16 protein-coding genes and 1 riboswitch are annotated in these 17,095 nt (G+C 68.6%); of the genes, 10 read left to right on the top strand and 6 right to left on the bottom strand.

The genetic code is table 11. From position 1 onward, the window contains the following. Positions 1 to 11: 11 nt before the first annotated feature. A complete protein-coding gene (locus ACFRAQ_RS26085; protein WP_379104078.1) occupies positions 12 to 2,162 on the top strand; it encodes an MMPL family transporter in 2,151 nt (716 codons plus the stop codon). A gap of 22 nt (positions 2,163 to 2,184) precedes the next feature. Continuing rightward, positions 2,185 to 2,859 carry a phosphatase PAP2 family protein gene (locus tag ACFRAQ_RS26080; protein ID WP_379104075.1) on the top strand — a complete coding sequence of 225 codons (675 nt, stop codon included), beginning with the start codon at positions 2,185 to 2,187 and terminating at the stop codon, positions 2,857 to 2,859. Here ACFRAQ_RS26080 and ACFRAQ_RS26075 read toward each other — a convergent pair. Next, complete coding sequence (locus ACFRAQ_RS26075; RefSeq protein WP_379104072.1) at positions 2,828 to 3,721, bottom strand: nuclease-related domain-containing protein; 894 nt, start codon at positions 3,719 to 3,721, stop codon at positions 2,828 to 2,830. The genes ACFRAQ_RS26080 and ACFRAQ_RS26075 overlap by 32 nt on opposite strands. An 83-nt stretch (positions 3,722 to 3,804) precedes the next feature. Then, positions 3,805 to 5,490 carry a GMC oxidoreductase gene (locus ACFRAQ_RS26070; protein ID WP_379104069.1) on the bottom strand — a complete coding sequence of 562 codons (1,686 nt, stop codon included), beginning with the start codon at positions 5,488 to 5,490 and terminating at the stop codon, positions 3,805 to 3,807. 131 nt (positions 5,491 to 5,621) lie between these two features. On the opposite strand from ACFRAQ_RS26070, the gene ACFRAQ_RS26065 reads away from it, so the two are divergent. The 7 genes from ACFRAQ_RS26065 (at position 5,622) to gcvP (ending at position 12,732) form a co-directional block, all read left to right on the top strand. Next, positions 5,622 to 6,239 carry a CDP-alcohol phosphatidyltransferase family protein gene (locus ACFRAQ_RS26065; protein WP_379104067.1) on the top strand — a complete coding sequence of 206 codons (618 nt, stop codon included), beginning with the start codon at positions 5,622 to 5,624 and terminating at the stop codon, positions 6,237 to 6,239. 57 nt (positions 6,240 to 6,296) lie between these two features. Next, entirely contained in the window at positions 6,297 to 6,701 is a 405-nt protein-coding gene (gene gcvH / locus ACFRAQ_RS26060) for a glycine cleavage system protein GcvH (protein ID WP_357278132.1), read from the top strand. 186 nt (positions 6,702 to 6,887) lie between these two features. Further along, the gene (gene garA, locus ACFRAQ_RS26055; protein ID WP_213555026.1) at positions 6,888 to 7,355 is read left to right on the top strand and encodes a glycogen accumulation regulator GarA; all 468 of its coding nucleotides are present in this window, start codon (positions 6,888 to 6,890) and stop codon (positions 7,353 to 7,355) included. A 44-nt stretch (positions 7,356 to 7,399) separates the two neighbouring features. Further along, positions 7,400 to 8,185 (top strand): MerR family transcriptional regulator, encoded by a 786-nt coding sequence (locus ACFRAQ_RS26050; protein WP_379104064.1) that lies wholly within the window; start codon positions 7,400 to 7,402, stop codon positions 8,183 to 8,185. Between the two features lie 147 nt (positions 8,186 to 8,332). Beyond that, positions 8,333 to 8,806 carry a bifunctional nuclease family protein gene (locus tag ACFRAQ_RS26045; RefSeq protein ID WP_040807814.1) on the top strand — a complete coding sequence of 158 codons (474 nt, stop codon included), beginning with the start codon at positions 8,333 to 8,335 and terminating at the stop codon, positions 8,804 to 8,806. A gap of 205 nt (positions 8,807 to 9,011) precedes the next feature. Next, positions 9,012 to 9,578 carry a MerR family transcriptional regulator gene (locus ACFRAQ_RS26040; protein WP_357200843.1) on the top strand — a complete coding sequence of 189 codons (567 nt, stop codon included), beginning with the start codon at positions 9,012 to 9,014 and terminating at the stop codon, positions 9,576 to 9,578. Between the two features lie 51 nt (positions 9,579 to 9,629). Further along, a riboswitch (glycine riboswitch) is annotated at positions 9,630 to 9,725 on the top strand. 160 nt (positions 9,726 to 9,885) lie between these two features. Further along, a complete protein-coding gene (gene gcvP, locus ACFRAQ_RS26035; RefSeq protein ID WP_379104061.1) occupies positions 9,886 to 12,732 on the top strand; it encodes an aminomethyl-transferring glycine dehydrogenase in 2,847 nt (948 codons plus the stop codon). 103 nt (positions 12,733 to 12,835) lie between these two features. Here the strand turns inward: gcvP and ACFRAQ_RS26030 are convergent, their stop codons facing one another. The 4 genes from ACFRAQ_RS26030 to ACFRAQ_RS26015 form a co-directional block, all read right to left on the bottom strand. After that, positions 12,836 to 13,246 carry a hypothetical protein gene (locus tag ACFRAQ_RS26030; protein ID WP_379104058.1) on the bottom strand — a complete coding sequence of 137 codons (411 nt, stop codon included), beginning with the start codon at positions 13,244 to 13,246 and terminating at the stop codon, positions 12,836 to 12,838. A 90-nt stretch (positions 13,247 to 13,336) separates the two neighbouring features. Beyond that, a complete protein-coding gene (locus tag ACFRAQ_RS26025; protein WP_379104056.1) occupies positions 13,337 to 14,938 on the bottom strand; it encodes a VWA domain-containing protein in 1,602 nt (533 codons plus the stop codon). 191 nt (positions 14,939 to 15,129) lie between these two features. Further along, complete coding sequence (locus tag ACFRAQ_RS26020) at positions 15,130 to 15,396, bottom strand: WhiB family transcriptional regulator (protein WP_357277419.1); 267 nt, start codon at positions 15,394 to 15,396, stop codon at positions 15,130 to 15,132. Positions 15,397 to 15,451: 55 nt separating this feature from the next. Next, positions 15,452 to 15,997, bottom strand: a complete 546-nt coding sequence (locus ACFRAQ_RS26015; protein WP_379104052.1) for an HNH endonuclease — start codon at positions 15,995 to 15,997, stop codon at positions 15,452 to 15,454. 271 nt (positions 15,998 to 16,268) lie between these two features. On the opposite strand from ACFRAQ_RS26015, the gene ACFRAQ_RS26010 reads away from it, so the two are divergent. Beyond that, a complete protein-coding gene (locus ACFRAQ_RS26010; protein WP_379104050.1) occupies positions 16,269 to 17,081 on the top strand; it encodes an amidohydrolase family protein in 813 nt (270 codons plus the stop codon). Positions 17,082 to 17,095 lie beyond the last annotated feature (14 nt).

Genomic DNA, 17,095 nt, shown 5'->3' with positions numbered 1-17,095 from the left:
CGGGCCACACGATGATCGACACGTTGATCGCACCGGCACTGCGCAGGCCGAAATTGGTACTGGCCCTGGTCGCCATCGCGTTCGTGCTGTGCGGGGCGCTCGGCACACAGGCCGGCGCACGACTGTCCAACGGTGGCTTCGTCTCCACCCACTCCGAGTCCGCGCAGGTGGCCCGGGTTCTGGAACGCGACTACGGCAGGTCCGGCATGCAGCTGGTGCTCACCGTCGAATCGCCGCGCGGCGCACAGGATCCCGCGGCCGCGGCCCTCGGCAAGACCATCGCGCAACGGCTCCGGGGCGACTCGCGCGTCTCCGCGGTGCTCTCGCCCTGGACCGATCCGACGCTGACCAAGACGCTGCTCAGCAGGGACGGCACGATCGGGCTGATCGTCGCCGATGTGCGCGGCGACGAGAACACCTCGCCCGGCGCGGCCCGCGACCTGGCCGATGAGTTCACCGGCGCCCACGGCGACATCACCGTCCAGGCCGGGGGACAGGCCATGATCTGGAACGAGACGAGCGAGCAGACCCAGAAGGACCTGGGCCTGGCCGAGGCCATCGCGCTGCCGCTGACCTTCCTGCTGCTCGTGTGGTACCTCAGAAGCCTGGTGGCCGCGGCCATTCCGTTCGCCACCGGCGTGGTCGCCATCGCCGGGGCCAGCGCGGTGCTGTACCTGCTGACCTTCGCGATCGAGCTGTCGGTGTTCGCGCTCAACATCATCACCGCCCTCGGGCTGGCGCTGGCCGTGGACTACTCGCTGCTGATCATCGGCCGCTATCGGGAGGAGATCGCCGCCGGCCGCGACCGCACCGCGGCGCTCACCGTCGCCATGCGCCGCGGCGGCCGCGCGGTCGCCTTCTCCGGGATCACCGTGGGCATCGCCCTGGTCGGAATGGTGTTCTTCCCCATGGGCTTCCTGCGGTCGATGGCCGCGGCCGGGCTGGCCGTGGTGGCGCTGTCCATCGTGCTGGCGCTGACCCTGGTGCCCGCCCTGCTGATGGTGCTCGGCGACCGCATCAACCGGAAACCGTTGCGCGAGGCCGCACCCGTCGAGGGCAGCGTGCTGTACCGGGTGGCGCGCGGCGTGCAGCGCCGCCCCGCCCTGTGCGCGCTGCCGGTGCTCGCGCTGCTGCTGATCCTGGGCGCGCCGATCGCGGATCTGAAGCTCGGGCTGCCCGACGACCGTGTGCTGCCCGCGACGCTGTCATCGCACCGGGTCGGTGATCTGCTGCGAAATCGGTTCGACGACAACGCGACCGGCGCGGTGCACATCATCGTGCGCGCGCCGGGCAACGACGTGAGCGCCTACGCGTCGGCGCTGTCGCGGGTGCCCGGCGTGGAAGCCGTCATCGCCCCGTCGGGCACCTACGCCCACGAGCGGATGATCGCTCCCGGCGCCGCCGCCGCGACCGGACCGGACTCCGTCCACCTCACCGTCGCCACCCGCCTGGACCCGTACTCCGACCGCGCCCAGCGCCAGCTCGACGCGTTGCGCGCGATCGACGCCCCCGCGTCGGCGCTGTTCGGCGGCGCGGCCCAGCAGACCGCGGACGCGGCCCACGGTGTCGCGCAAGGCGTCCCGAAGGCGCTGGCCTGGATCGGCATCGTCACCTTCGTGCTGCTGCTGTTGCTCACCGGTAGCGTGGTGCTGCCGCTGAAAGCCCTCGTCCTCAATGTGCTGTCGCTCTCGGCCACCTTCGGCGCGCTGGTCTGGATCTTCCAGGACGGCCATCTGGGCGGGCTCGGCACCGAGGCCACCGGATACACCATCGCCACCATGCCGGTGCTGCTGTTCTGCGTGGCCTTCGGACTGTCCATGGACTACGAGGTCTTCCTGCTGGCCCGCTTCACCGAGGAGTGGCGCCGTTCGGCGAAGACCCGCGCGGACAACGACACCGCGGTCGCGCTGGGCATCGCCCGCTCCGGCCGCATCGTGACCGCGGCGGCCCTGCTCATGGCCGTGGTCTTCGCCGGGATCGCCGCCAGCCAGGTCACCATGAACCGGATGCTGGGCGTGGGACTGGCGCTGGCGGTACTGCTGGACGCCACGCTGGTGCGCATGGTGCTGGTCCCGGCGTTCATGCGGGTCATGGGCACCGCGAACTGGTGGGCCCCGCCCCGGTCGCGGCGGCTGCTGGAACGGGCCGCGCTGCGGGACTGAGCGCGGCCGCTATCGTGCAGACGTGAGCAGACCGATCACCCCTGTCCCCGAGCTTCCGGCGGCCCGGCCCCATCCGGCCACGCTGCCCGCCGTGATCCTGGCGGGGGTGATCGTCACCCTGCTCGTGCCGCTGACCTTTCCGTCCGGTGGCGGCTCGACGAGCGCGGACCTGACCCTGGAGAACGGCATCCACTCGGCGCTCGACGCCCACACCTGGATTTACCGAGTGCTGGTGTTCCCCAGTAACAGTCCCGTCGTGCTGACCCTGCTGGCCCTGTCCGCCGCGTGGCTGGCCTACCGGCGGCTGTGGTGGCAGGCGGGTTTCGCGCTGATCGCCCCGGAACTGGTGGTGGCGGTCAATACCTATGCGCTCAAACCGTTCTGGGAACGCAAGCTCGAGCACTATCTGGCCTACCCCAGCGGGCACACCGTGCAGTTGGTCGCCGTGGTGACCGCGTTCGCGCTCGTGACCGAATCGGCGCGGGTGCTCCGGGGCACGGTGATCGTCATGGCGGTGGTGCTACCCGCCGTCATGATCGGCATGGTCGGTCTCGGATACCACCATCCGACCGATGTGGTCGGCGGCACCGCGGCCGCCGTGGCGCTCGTGACAGCCCTCTACCTGCCGTGCCGCTACCTCTCGGCAACCACCGCGGGGCGGGTGGCTAATACAGCGACGCCGCCCCCGCCAGAATGAACCACACCACCCACAGGGCCGCGATGATGAAGCCCAGGGTGAGCATCACCCGCATTGCCCCGCGCCCCACCTCGATCCGGTCGCTGCGGCGCGGATAGAGCTTCCACGGGCTGAACCACGGCGAGGGCATGACGAAACCCCGGCCCGCCGCGGCGTGCTCCTGCTCCAAGCGGGCCTGCTCCAAGGCGTACGCCTCGGCCTGCGCCTGCTGGGGGCCACCGTGCCACAGGGTCGGATCCACCGGGCCCAGGAAGCCCTCGTTCAGCAGATCCTGCGGTGCGGGCAGGTACGGCAGGATCCCCAGGCCGCGGAACGCCCACGCCACGTCATTGGCCGACCACTGCGGGCGCCCCCGCGACAGCAGACCCGTGAAATGGTCGCGCAGCCGCCGCTCGTCGCCCAGCAGCACCTGGAAACTCGGATCGTTCCACAGCTGGGTGACCTTCAGATCCGACTCCGGCGGCGGCACCACCAGCACGATGCCGTGGATGACCCGCTGCCCGAGTCCCCGCTCGGCCAGCCAGGTCTGCAACGCGAAGGTGTGATCGCGGGACTTGTCCAGGGGGCTGCGCTTGTCGCCGCCCTCGAAGGTCACGATTCGGTCCCCGACCCGCCACGGGCCGTTGACCGGCACCTGCAGCTCGCCGTCGAGCCGCTCGGCCAGGGCCTCGGCCTCGATCACCACGCAGCTGGTCGGCGTCCACACCACCGCGTCGAAGGGATGCAGCTTGTCGCCGTGGAACAGAGTGCAATTGACGGTCGCGACACCCTGGGGGTCGGTGCTGCCCTTCCAGGTTCGCAGCCAGTCGATCAGCACTCTTTCGGCGTGCGTGCCGGCGGCGTTCTGCACTCGGACGAGCATCGGCTCTCACCTTCCTCGTCGGATCGGTACCGCGAATGGTACGGGCACAACAGCCCAAACTACCGCCGGGCGCGCCGCCGCGCTCAATTCCGGTGGTCCGCCGGGAAAATCGGCAGCCGCAACGCGCCCGGAGCGAACTCCGGCACCGCCGCGGACATCGGTGCGACCGGGCTGATCCGACGGTACGCGGCGCCCAGCGGGGGCCGCGGATCGACCTCGTTTCGGTTGGGCCAGAACGCCATTGCGCGCTCGGCCTGCGCGGTGATGGTCAGCGACGGGTTCACGCCCAGGTTCGCCGTCACCGCCGAACCGTCGGCCACGTGCAGACCCGGATGGCCGTACACGCGCTGATACGGGTCCACCACACCGCTTTCCGGCCCCTCGCCGATGACGCAGCCGCCGATGTAGTGCGCGGTGGCGGGAATGTTGAACACGTCCATTGCCAGCATCTGCACATCGCCGTCGACGCGCTCGCCGAAGCGGCGGCCGACCTCGTGGGCCAGGGGGATCCAGGTCGGATTCGGCTTGCCCATGCCCTGTTTCGTCTTCAGCTGCCCCCAGCGCCGGAACGAGGTCAGCGAATTGTCCAGCGACTGCATCACCAGCAGGATGACCGAGCGCTCCGAGGCCCGCCGCGCGTTGAGGCTGCGCGCGAACACCACCGGATGCAGCACCATGGCCAGCAGGAAGCGCAGGAACCGGAACGCGCCGCCGTCGACGATCGGCACCGACAGCGGGAACAGGCCGTTCTGTCCCTTGCCGTAGTGACAGACCTCGACGTGGGTGTCGGGCTCGGGGTGGATGGAGGAGGTGATCGCGATGCCCTCGGCGAAATCGTCGCGGGATTTGCTCACCACATTGAGAATCGCCTCGGAGTTGGAGCGGGTCAGCTCACCCAGCCGCGGTGACAGGTTCGGCAGCACGCCCTCGTCGCGCATCTTGTGCAGCAGCTTCTGGGTGCCCAGCGCGGCCGCCGCGAACACCACCTGCTCGGCGGTGAACACCTTGCGGCCCTTGCGGACCCAGCGGTCCGACCGCTGCGTCTCGATGGCGTAGCCGCCGCCGGTCATCGGCCGCACCTTGGTGGCCGTGGTGAGTTCGAAGACGTGCGCGCCGGCCTGCTCGGCCAGGTACAGGTAGTTCTTGGGGGTGGTGTTCTTGGCGTTGTGCGGGCAGCCGGTGAAGCAGCGCGCGCAGTGGATGCAGCCGTTGCGCCGCGGGCCCGCGCCGCCGAAGTAGGGGTCCTCGACCTCCTCGCCGGGGGCGGCCTCGTTGAAGAACACGCCGACCCGGGTGGGGTGGAAGGTGTCGCTCACGCCCAGATCGGCTGCCACCGAACGGATCACCTCGTCCGCCGGGGTCATGCGCGGGTTCTCGGTCACGCCGAGCATGCGCTGGGCCTGGTCGTAGTAGGGCGCGAGCTCGGAGCGCCAGTCGGTGATGTGGGCCCACTGGCGGTCGGTGTAGAAGGCCGGGAGCGGCTCGTAGAGGGTATTGCCGTAGATCAGCGACCCGCCGCCCACGCCCGCCGCGGAGAACACCGCGCACTTGCCCAGCACGCTGATCCGCTGGGTGCCGGTCAGGCCCAGGCGCGGGGCCCAGATCGCCTTGCGCACATTCCAGTTCGTCTTGGGGATGTCCTCGGCGTTCCAGCGGCGGCCGGACTCCAGCACCGCCACCCGGTAGCCCTTCTCGCTCAGGCGCAGCGCGCTCACGCTCCCCCCGAACCCGGAGCCGATAACGACGACGTCATAGTCGAAGTCGGGCATGGTCATTCCTCTCGCGGTCCCAACCAGATGTGAGAAGGATTGCACACAACTCTCTCACGGAGTAGGTCCGCGCCCGGCGCGGCGGCGTGCCCGGATGGTGATGGCGCGCCGATTGGGGTAGGACGGGGACTGTGACAACCGAGCGGAACGCCGAACCGGTGTACAGCGACCGCATCCTGACCGTGCCCAATGTGCTCAGCTTGGTGCGGCTGATCGGCGTGCCGGTGTTCCTGTGGCTGCTGCTGGTCGAGAAGGCCGACGGCTGGGCCTTCGCGCTGCTGGTCGCCAGCGGTTTCACCGACTTCCTCGACGGCAAGCTGGCCCGACTGTTGGATCAGTCGTCCAAATTGGGCGCGATCCTGGATCCGCTGGTCGACCGGCTCTACCTGCTGGCGACGCTGGGCGGCTTCCTGATTCGCGGCATCCTGCCCTGGTGGGTGGTGCTGATCCTGGTTGCCCGCGACGGCATCCTGACCCTCACCCTGGGCATTTACAAGCGCCGCGACCTGCCCCCGCCCGAGGTCATCTACCTGGGCAAGGCCGCCACCTTCGCGCTCATGTCGGCGCTGCCCTGGCTGCTGGCCGGGCAGATGGACTGGGCCGCCGCGGGTTTCGGCCGTGCCTTCGGTGGGGCATTCTTGATCTGGGGCACGGCGGTCTACGTCTGGACCGGAATCCTGTACCTCGGCAAAGCCCGCGCCGTGGCCCGAGCGATACCGCCCGTGCCACACCATGATCACTCCCGATAGGGTGTGCGACGGACGGATCGACGACGATCCCGAGAGGAACCGCCCGTTGAAAGGACACTGCCAGTGACCGCAGTACCCGAGGATTTGCGCTACTCCGAGGAGCACGAGTGGGTGAGCAAGGTGGGTCCGACCCGGGTGCGGGTGGGCATCACCGATTACGCGCAGTCGCAGTTGGGTGACGTCGTGTTCGTGCAGCTGCCCGCGGTGGACTCCGAGGCGCCGGCCGGTGAGAGCATCGCCGAGATCGAATCCACCAAGAGCGTGTCCGACATCTACGCCCCGCTGGCCGGGAAAGTCGTTGCGGTGAACGATCTTCTGGATGCCGAGCCAGAGACCGTCAACTCCGACGCTTACGGCGACGGGTGGCTGTTCGAGCTCGAGGTCGACTCCGCCGAGGCGCTCGAGGCGGGCCTGGGCAAGCTGCTCGATGCCGCAGGTTATCAAGGAGTTATCGGAGGCTGAAGCAGCCTTCACAGTTCTACCTGCACGGGTACGCCCTGGCAGGGTACGGTCAATGCCAACAGAAGTGCGCGCAACCGGTGCCCGGAATTTCCGGAACCCACCCGAGGCGGGGAGCGGCCGGAGCGCCGCATCGCTGAGGGCATCAATTGCTTGCATGGATTATTCGGTTCGAGGAGGAGAGCAAGGGTGAGCGAGAACAAGGACCCGGGTTACCAGGAAACGGCAGCAGAGACCACTTCGGTGTTCCGTGCCGACTTCCTGAACGAGGTCGACACGTCGCGCACCGAGCAGACCGGCGAGCAGCCGGTGCAGGGGGTGGAGGGTCTGCCCGCGGGCGCGGCCCTGCTGGTGGTCAAGCGTGGTCCGAATGCCGGTTCGCGCTTCCTGCTCGACCAGCCGACCACCTCGGCGGGACGCCATCCCGACAGCGACATCTTCCTGGACGATGTCACGGTCAGCCGTCGCCACGCGGAGTTCCGCCAGGACGACGACACCTTCCAGGTCGTCGACGTGGGCAGCCTCAACGGCACCTACGTCAACCGTGAGCCGGTGGACTCCTCGGAGCTGCAGAACGGCGACGAGGTCCAGATCGGCAAGTTCCGTCTGGTCTTCCTGACTGGTCCGCGACCGGCGACGAGCGACTCGGCGCTATAGGGCCGAGCGGAATGACTGGCGCAGCGCAGTGGACGCGCGGAGGCATGTCGATCGGCTCCGTGCTGGATCTCCTGCGTCCGGATTTTCCGGACATCACCATCTCCAAGATCCGATTCCTGGAATCGGAGGGCCTGATCAGCCCGGAGCGCACGCCCTCGGGATACCGCCGCTTCCATGTGGCGGATGTCGAGCGCCTGCGCTTCGTGCTGACCGCGCAGCGGGACCAGTACCTGCCATTGAAGGTGATCAAGGAACAGCTCGAAGCGATCGACAGTGGGGCGGCGACGCTCGGAGTCCGGGAAGCGCGGGCCCGGGCGAACGCCGTGGGAGGCATCGTGCCCGAATCCCGAGGCATTCCGGAAACCCCGGATGCCTTGTCCGCCAACGGGAGCGGCCGGCTGCGCCGGTTGAACGCCGTGCCCGGTGAGGTGTCGCCCGAGGAACTCCGGTTCGATCACGAAATCCGGATCACCCGGGCGGATCTGCTCGATCAGGCCGGCATCGACGAGAAGTTCCTCACCGAACTGATCCGGGCCAACCTGATCACCCCCGGCGCCGCCGGGTACTTCGACGGCGACGCCGTCACTCTCGCTCGCACCGCCAAGGCGCTGAGCGAATTCGGTTTGGAGGCAAGGCATCTGCGCGCCTTCAAGCTGGCCGCGGATCGTGAGGCCGCCATGGTGGCCCAGATCGCCGCGCCCATCGCCAAGAGCCGCGACGCCGACGCCCGCGCTCGCGCCGAGGAGACGGTCCGGGAATTGGCCGCACTGTCGCTGACGCTGCACACCTGCCTCGTGAAGACCTCGGTGCGCGCTTCCCTCGGAGGCTGAAATCTTCGCCTAGACTCGGTAATACAGCCGGGTTGGGCGGCCTGGTGAGGATCTGGGAGGCAGTGCCGTGAGTGAGCGAAGCGAGCGAACCAATAAACACAGCGCGCCTTCGCGCATGGTCGTGGCGAGCGCTAGCGAGGCACGGCCATGAGCGAAATGCGTGTGATCGGCATCCGTGTCGAACAGCCACAGAATCAGCCCGTGCTGCTGCTGCGTGAGGTGTCCGGGGACCGGTACCTACCGATCTGGATCGGGCAGGCCGAGGCCACCGCGATCGTGCTGGAACAGGAGGGCGTCACGCCCATCCGCCCGCTCACCCACGACCTGATCAAGATCCTGATCAAGGAGCTGGGCCACACCCTCAAAGAGGTGCGGATCGTGGATCTGCAGGAGGGCACCTTCTACGCCGACCTGGTCTTCGAGAACGATCTGCGCATCTCCGCGCGGCCCTCGGACTCGGTCGCCATCGCGTTGCGGGTGGGCTGCCCGATCTATGCCGAGGAGCCGGTGCTCGAGGAGGCCGGGCTGGTCATGCCCGACGAGCGCGAGGACGAAGTCGAGAAGTTCAAGGAGTTTCTCGAATCGGTATCTCCGGATGACTTCAAGGCCACGGACAGCTGACCAACTGCTGACCGGGCAAAGCATCCGAAATGAGACATTTCCTTGTCTCTACCTCAGGTTTAGGGTGAGAAACACGCACTCGGCCATGCTTTAACGGTGCCGATTTTGCGGCCACAATCAGGGGAGTAGCCTCGATTGTTAGGCCAACGCTCCAGAGTCGATGACGAGCCCAGCCCTGATAGGCACGCAGTAAGGGAGTAAGTCAGTGGGAGATCAACCGCAACCTCGGGATGTGGTGCAGCCAGGGCTGTTCCCCGATGACACGGTGCCCGACGAACTCGTCGGTTACCGTGTGCCCAGCGCGTGCCAGGTGGCCGGAATCACTTACCGGCAGCTCGACTACTGGGCCCGCACCGGACTGGTCGTCCCCTCCATCCGCAGCGCCACCGGATCCGGCAGCCAGCGGCTGTACTCGTTCAAGGACATCCTGGTCCTCAAGATCGTCAAGCGGCTGCTCGACGCGGGCATCTCGCTACAGAACATCCGCATCGCCGTGGACCACCTGCGCAGCCGCGGTGTCGAGGATCTCGCCGGAATCACCCTGTTCAGCGACGGGACCACGGTCTACGAATGCTCCTCCGCCGAAGAGGTGGTCGATTTACTGCAGGGTGGCCAGGGCGTGTTCGGCATCGCCGTCAGCGGCGCCATGCGCGAGCTCACCGGAGCAATCGCCAACTTCCCGGCCGAGCGCGCGGAGACCGCGTCCGCCACGGATCGCCCCGAGGACGAGCTTTCGTTCCGGCGCAAGGCGCGGATGAGCAAGACCGGTTAGTCCGGTCGGCAACATTCTTGTAACCTGCGGCCGCTTAGACTGGCAGTGCGTCGCAGCCGTGCGGGAGAGTTCCGGGGATAGTCTCGGACGCCGAAGGAGCAGCACCTCCCCGTCAATCTCTCAGGCACAAGGGACCGTGCGGAGTTTCGACGCCTCTGGAAAGTGATGGCCGCGTGCCGTCCGCCCATGGTGAAAGGTCACCGGTCGCCGGACCGGGGTCCGAATCTCTCAGGCATCGAGGACAGAGGGGGAGGGCAGACGACACGTCGACCCCGTGGTCGACCCCCGCCCACCCCTTGGAGCAGCCGTGATCTGGACTCGATCCTTCGCCGACCGCCACATCGGCCCCGACAGCGGCGAAACCGGCCGCATCCTCGAGACCGTGGGCGTCGAGTCGCTGGACGAACTCGCGACCAGGGCCGTACCCGCCAGCATCCTGGACGCCCCCGAGGGCAATGGCCTCACCGTGCTGCCCGACGCCGTCTCCGAACACGACGCGCTGGCCGAGCTTGCGGCACTGGCCAATTCGAACACCGTCGCCACCTCCATGATCGGGCTCGGGTACTACGACACCCTCACCCCGCCGGTACTGCTGCGCAACCTCGTCGAGAACCCGGCCTGGTACACCGCCTACACGCCGTACCAGCCCGAGATCAGCCAGGGCCGCCTCGAAGCGCTGCTCAACTTCCAGACCATGGTCGGCGATCTCACCGGCATGGAGGTCGCCAACGCGTCCATGCTCGACGAGGCCACCGCCGCCGCCGAGGCCATGACCCTGCTGCAGCGGGCCAACCGCAAGTCCACGTCGCAGCGGCTGCTCATCGACACCGACCTGTTCCCGCAGACCCGCACCCTGCTCTACACCCGCGCCGAGCCGCTGGGCATCGAGATCGTGGAGGCCGACCTGGCCGACGGCGGGCTGCCCGACGGCGACTTCTTCGGCGTGATCGTGCAGCAGCCGGGCGCGTCCGGCCGGATCGTGGACTGGGCTCCGGTCATCGAGGCCGCCCACGAGCGCGGTGCGCTGGTCGCGGTGGGTGCGGACCTGCTCGCGCTGACCCTCATCACCCCGCCGGGCGAGCTAGGCGCGGACGCCTGTTTCGGCACCACGCAGCGCTTCGGCGTGCCGCTGGGCTTCGGCGGGCCGCACGCGGGCTACCTCGCCGTGCACACCGCGCACGCGCGGCAGCTACCCGGCCGTCTGGTCGGCGTGTCCGTCGACGCCGACGGCAACCTCGCCTACCGGCTCGCGCTGCAGACCCGTGAGCAGCACATCCGCCGTGAGAAGGCGACCTCGAACATCTGCACCGCGCAGGTGCTGCTGGCCATCCTGGCCGGCATGTACGCCTCCTACCACGGCGCCGACGGGCTGCGGTCGATCGCGCGCCGCGTGCACGGGCACGCGCAGTGGCTGGCCGCCGGCCTCGGCGACGCGGTCGTGCACCAGACCTACTTCGACACCGTCCTGGTGAACGTGCCCGGCGGCGCGGAATCCATCGTGGCCAAGGCGAAGGGTGAGGGCATCAACCTGCGTCTCGTCGACGCCGACCACGTGGCCATCGCCTGCGACGAGGTCACCACCGACACCCACGTGGTCGCCGTGCTCGACTGCTTCGGCGCGGAGGTCCCGGTCGGCCCCGAGGGCGCGCTCTTCCACGGCAGGCAGCGCCCGCACATCGAGGTCCGCACCTCCGAGTACCTGACCGCGCCCGCGTTCACCAAGTACCGCACCGAGACCGCCATGCTGCGCTACCTGCGCGCGCTCTCGGACAAGGACATCGCGTTGGACCGCAGCATGATTCCGCTCGGCTCCTGCACCATGAAGCTCAACGCGGCCGCCGAGATGGAAGCCATCACCTGGCCCGGCTTCAACCGGGTGCACCCGTACGCGCCGGTCGAGGACGCGCCCGGCCTGATCAAGCTGATCGAGGACCTCGAGGGCTGGCTGTGCGCGGTCACCGGCTACGACCGGGTTTCCTTGCAGCCCAATGCCGGTAGCCAGGGCGAGTACGCGGGCTTGCTGGCGATCCGCCGCTACCACCTGGATCGCGGTGACTCCCACCGGGATACGTGCCTGATCCCGTCCAGCGCGCACGGCACCAACGCCGCCTCCGCGGCCATGGTCGGCATGCGGGTGGAGATCGTGAAGACCAGCCCCAACGGCGATATCGACCTCGACGACCTGCGCGCCAAGATCGCCGATCACGCCGAGCGGCTGGCCTGCATCATGATCACCTACCCGTCCACGCACGGCGTGTACGAGCACGAGGTGGCCGAACTGTGCGGCCTGGTGCACGAGGCGGGCGGCCAGGTGTACGTCGACGGCGCGAACCTCAACGCCCTGGTCGGCCTGGCCCGTCCGGGCAAGTTCGGCGGCGACGTCAGCCACCTGAACCTGCACAAGACCTTCTGCATCCCGCACGGCGGCGGCGGTCCCGGCGTCGGCCCGGTCGCGGTGCGCGAGCACCTGGCCCAGTACCTGCCCGGCGACCCGCTGGTGAAGGGCTCGCACGCGGTGTCGGCGGCCATGTACGGGTCGGCGTCGATTCTCCCGATCACCTGGGCCTACATCCGCATGATGGGCGCCGACGGCCTGCGCCGCGCCACCCTCACCGCCATCGCCTCCGCCAATTACATTGCGCGCAAGCTGGACCCGCACTTCCCGGTCCTCTACACCGGTGACAACGGCATGGTCGCCCACGAGTGCATCCTGGACCTGCGCGAGATCACCAAGCGCACCGGCGTCACCGTCGACGACGTCGCCAAGCGCCTGGCGGACTACGGCTTCCACGCCCCCACCATGAGCTTCCCCGTCGCCGGCACCCTCATGGTGGAGCCCACCGAGAGCGAGAACCTCGAAGAGCTCGATGCTTTCATCGCGGCCATGATCGCCATCAAGGGCGAGATCGACCAGGTCGAAGCCGGTGTCTGGCCCGTCGAGGACAATCCCCTCCGCGGCGCCCCCCACACCGCCGAATGCCTGGTCGGCGACTGGAACCACCCCTACACCCGCGAAACCGCCGTCTACCCGATGGGCGTCAAGCACACCCGCGCCAAGGTCTGGCCGTCCGTCCGCCGCATCGACGGCGCCTACGGCGACCGCAACCTGGTGTGCTCCTGCCCGCCGATGGACTCCTACACCGACGCGGAGTGATTCGCCGTAGCTGAACTGGCAAGCGCCCCATCGGTTTCCGGAAACCGATGGGGCGCTCGTCGTGGTGGCGCGGGTGATTCGTGGTGGCACAGGGAGATACGGGTCAGGCGTGGACCGGCTTGTAGGTGGAGATCGCCCAGATCACCACGACGTCGAGGGCGATGATGAGCAGCGACCAGGCCGGGTAGTAGGGGATCCAGAGGAAGTTCTCCACAATGGACAGGGCCGCCAGCACGAGGGCGGCGGTGCGGCCCCAGGTGGAGCCTTTCAGCAGGCCGATCGACACGATGATCTGGATGATGCCGACGCCGATGTGGATCCAGCCCCAGCCGGTGGTGTTCAGCTTGTAGATGTAGTCGTAGCCGACGACCAGCAGGTCGTCCGACGCCACCGCGGAAATGCCCTGCAGGACCGAGAGCACGCCGATGACGAGCAGCAGAATGCCGGCACCGATGGTCGTTCCGGCGGCCAGGCCCTGCTTCAATGTGGGTTCGGGACCCGTACTGTGTGTCATCCGCCGAATATGCCACGAGTTAGCTGGTGGATCCGGACATGACGGCCATGTGTTGCCGGGCTGTTGCCCGGCCCGGATCCGCCCGCTGGGTCAGGGTGTCGTCAGCGCCTGCGAGACTGCCGTGCCGAACGGCAGATCCGCGGTGGTGCCGACCTTCGTGTAGGTGCCGCCGGTGCGCTGGGCGAGCGTTTGCAGGGTCTGGGTGCCCGCTCCGCCGACCACGATCACGTCGATGCGCACCGGATGCGCCGGATCGGTCGCGGCGGCGATATCGGCGAGCAGCTGGTCACCGGTGACGGGGGAGTCGTCCTCGGGGCCGTCGGTGATGAGCAGGATCGAATTGGTGCGGGCGGCGGCGTAGTTGGCGAGCACGCTCTTGTAGGCCGCCTCCAGGGCGGGGTAGGTGCGGTCCTGCTTGGACTGGCTCGCGGTCACCGTGGTCAGGCCCTGGGCGAGGGCGTTGCGCTGGGCGTCGGTCAGCGGTGCGGTCGGGGTCAGCACCTTGTGCGCGTTCGCGCCGTCGAGGTTCTTGGAGTACTCCCATACGCCGAGCCCGAACTCCGGCGGCATCACGGTCATCGTGGACGACAGCGCGGCCACGGCATTGCCGAGCCGGGTGCCGAAGCCCTCGGCGGTGGACATGGAGGAGGAGACGTCGAGCAGGACGGTCGCCTGCACGCCGAGCACCGGGTGCGCGAGGATCTGATTCACCTTGTCCAGGACGGGCTTCGACGGCGCCTTCGTGGTCGCGGGGGCGGCCGCGCCGAAACCGTTGTCGGTGAACAGTTTCGACTGGTCGGGGGCGCGCAGGAAGTCGGAGAACAGGCCGGCGATGAGGTTCTGGGTCTGGTCGACCCAGGGGCCGGTGAGCTGTGCGGCCGGGAAATCGGCGACCGGGCCCGCGTCGTCGGGCCGGAAGGCGACCAGTCCCGCGTGGGCGCGAATCTGCTGTTCGGTCGCGGGCACGGCGTGCACCGGCCCGGCGGCATCGGGCGCACCGGCGAGATCGGCGAGCGCGCTCGCGGTGTCCTTCACGGCGGGCGCGCTCGCGGCCAGGCCGGAGATCGCGGAGACGACCTGTCCGGTGGCGACCGCCTTCTCGTCGAGCGGATCGGTGCCGGAGACACCCGAACCGACCGCGGCCGCGACAGCCACCGTGGCGTCACCGCCGGGCATGGCCAGGCGCAGTTTGCCCCACGCGGGCAGCCCGGCATCGGCCAGCGAACCGGTCTGCAGCTTGGCCAGATCCGCCCAGTGGGCCTTCGAGGTATCGAGGGCGTGGCGCAGTTCCTCGGGCACGGCCAGCACGACCGGGCTCACCGCGACCGGGGCCGGAGTGCCCGCGATCAAACCCGGCACCCGCATCTGCTCGACCGATCGCGAGGACTGCGGAATCCAGAGCGCGGGCTGCGGCCCCAACGCCGGGTCCCACTTGTTCGCGACGAACGCCGCCACCATCGCCGCCGACGGCTGCGCGGTCACCGCCACCTGCGCGCAGTGATCGCGCACATGCGGCGCGGTGGTGTTGAACCGATCCGCGGCGGCCTTCACCGGCGTCAGAATGTCCGGATCGACGGTCACCGCCAGCGTGGCGGTCCCCTCCACACACGACGACGCGGCCCGGCTGTCCTTCTGCTTCGACCGATCCGACAACCATGCCCAGCCGACGACCGCCAGCCCTAGCACAAGCACCGCGACGACTGCGATAACCGGTCCTTTGCTGACACCTCGTGACCCGCCCGCGGCGCGATGAGTACCCACGAGCGCCCATCCTATGTTGACGCCCACCACCCCACCTGTTCCAGCCGGTAACGCCCATCCCGCGACCGGCACGAAAACGGGCGGCCACCTCGGATCACCGAGATGACCGCCCGAGACTCGGGTCAGTCGCGGATCATCTTGCCGCGGTCGTACTCGTGCCCGCCCCAGACGCCGGACTGGCCGGTGCGGGCCGCGAAGTCACCGCATTCGCGGCGGATCGGGCAGCCCGCGCAGATGCCGCGGGCGTAGTCGAAGTCCTGCGACGGGTACGGGAACCACGCCTCGTGGTTCGGGTCACCCTTGCAGGCGGCGCGCGCCCAGTAGTCCTTCGAGTCGGAGATGGGGAGCAGATCCGCCAGGGTCTGCTCCTGCAGTGCGGTGTTCGTCATCGGATCTTGCTCCTTTCCTGTCCGATCACGCGTGATGGGTGTTTCGTGCGTCGAGTCAGGACGCGGCCAGTTCCTTCCAGATCTGGCGCTGGGCCCGTTCTCTGTCATTGGGGGCCTTGGGCTCCCACAGCAGGCGCATGCCGGCCTCCGCGGGAGTCCGGTCCGCCTTGTACGTATTGCAGGGACCGCACGCGGCGATGAGGTTGGCCCAGGTATTGGGCCCGCCCCTCGAGCGCGGGCGGATGTGGTCCACGGTGCGGGCCCAGCCGGAGCAGTACCCGCAGCGGTATCGGTCGCGGCGCAGCACCGCGGGGAGGGTGGCGCGGCTGTCGTCGTCGTGCGTCAGGATCCGGTGCTCGAGGTAGATGTAGCGGGTGAGCCGGATGGTCTCCGGCAGCGCCAGCTCCAGGTGCCGCGAGCGGATCGGGAAGTGCGGCTGCCGTTCGGCGACGGTCTCGGCGGCCCCGCCGAGCAGCAGCACCACCGCGCGCTCGGCGCGGATCGTGGTCAGCGCCTCGTAGGAGGCGTTGAGCAGCAGCACTCCGGCGTGTATCCAATTGTCGGTGGTTATCTCCGGGTCTTCGGCATGACGGAACAGCATGGGGGTCACCATGTTTCGTGAAAGGGATCGAACAGGGAAAGGGTGTCGGCCGGTTACGAATGGGCCCGGAGACGGCCGAAGCCCCGGTACTGTTCGTCGATACTCGGATTCAAAGCCGTCTCCCCCTTCCTGCTGGTCACGACCGTGTCGGTCGGCTGATCTTCGATGAATCACATGGTGGCACAACGACGCTGCGTTGTCGGCTGATTATTTCCGCCCCTGGTGCATGGAGAACGATCCGCGACGGCCGTTTGTTCCCCACACTGGAAAGGTGACGATCGACGCCTGGGCTCAGCATCCGACGGAGCGTTTTCTCGCGCGTGACATCTTCGATTCGCTGCGGCGGTGGACCGGGGGAGCGATCCCCACCGGCGAGATCCCGTTGCGGGCGACGCTGACGGCGATGGACGCGGGCGGCATCGACCGGGCGCTCATCTCGGCGTGGTGCGCGCCGGAGGGCACGCTCATCTCCAATGACGAGGTCGCCGCGTGGGTGGCCGAGGCCCCGGATCGCTTGACCGCCGTGGCCTCGGTGGACCTGCGGAGGCCCATGGAATCGGTGCGCGAGCTGCGGCATCGGGTCCGTGACGAGGGCTTCGTGGGAGTCCGCGTGCTGCCGTGGTTGTGGGAGGTGCCGCCGACCGATGCCCGCTTCTATCCGCTCTACGCCGCCTGCGTGGACCTCGGGATCCCGTTCTGCACGCAGGTCGGGCACACCGGTCCGCTGCGGCCCTCGGAGCCGGGCCGCCCGATTCCGTATATCGACCGCGTGGCCCTGGACTTCCCGGAGCTGACCATCGTGTGCGGGCACGTCGGCTATCCGTGGACCGAGGAGATGATCGCGGTGGCCCGCAAACACGAGAACGTGGTGATCGACACCTCGGCCTACACCACGAAAAGGCTGCCGCCCGAACTCGTCTCGTATCTGAAGTCCGCGAGCGGGCGGCGCAAGGTGCTGTTCGGCACCAACTATCCGATGATCCTGCCCCAGCACGCCCTCGATGGTGTGGACGCTCTGGGCCTGGACGACGAGACCCGCGAGCTGTACCTGGACGGCAACGCGCGCCGCGTCTTCGGGCTCTGACGCGGCGCGCGGGG

Origin of the sequence: Nocardia sp. NPDC056611, from assembly GCF_042792755.1 — a bacterium.
Classification (GTDB): domain Bacteria; phylum Actinomycetota; class Actinomycetes; order Mycobacteriales; family Mycobacteriaceae; genus Nocardia.
This window is presented reverse-complemented; position numbering and strand designations above follow the sequence as displayed.

Excerpts from the sequence above, each read along its gene's own strand:
- ACFRAQ_RS26085 (WP_379104078.1), top strand. The coding sequence starts at position 12 with ATGATCGACACGTTGATCGCACCGGCACTGCGCAGGCCGAAATTGGTA.
- ACFRAQ_RS26075 (WP_379104072.1), bottom strand. The coding sequence starts at position 3,721 with ATGCTCGTCCGAGTGCAGAACGCCGCCGGCACGCACGCCGAAAGAGTG.
- ACFRAQ_RS26070 (WP_379104069.1), bottom strand. The coding sequence starts at position 5,490 with ATGCCCGACTTCGACTATGACGTCGTCGTTATCGGCTCCGGGTTCGGG.
- ACFRAQ_RS26050 (WP_379104064.1), top strand. The coding sequence starts at position 7,400 with ATGTCGATCGGCTCCGTGCTGGATCTCCTGCGTCCGGATTTTCCGGAC.
- ACFRAQ_RS26045 (WP_040807814.1), top strand. The coding sequence starts at position 8,333 with ATGAGCGAAATGCGTGTGATCGGCATCCGTGTCGAACAGCCACAGAAT.
- ACFRAQ_RS26030 (WP_379104058.1), bottom strand. The coding sequence starts at position 13,246 with ATGACACACAGTACGGGTCCCGAACCCACATTGAAGCAGGGCCTGGCC.
- ACFRAQ_RS26020 (WP_357277419.1), bottom strand. The coding sequence starts at position 15,396 with ATGACGAACACCGCACTGCAGGAGCAGACCCTGGCGGATCTGCTCCCC.
- ACFRAQ_RS26015 (WP_379104052.1), bottom strand. The coding sequence starts at position 15,997 with ATGCTGTTCCGTCATGCCGAAGACCCGGAGATAACCACCGACAATTGG.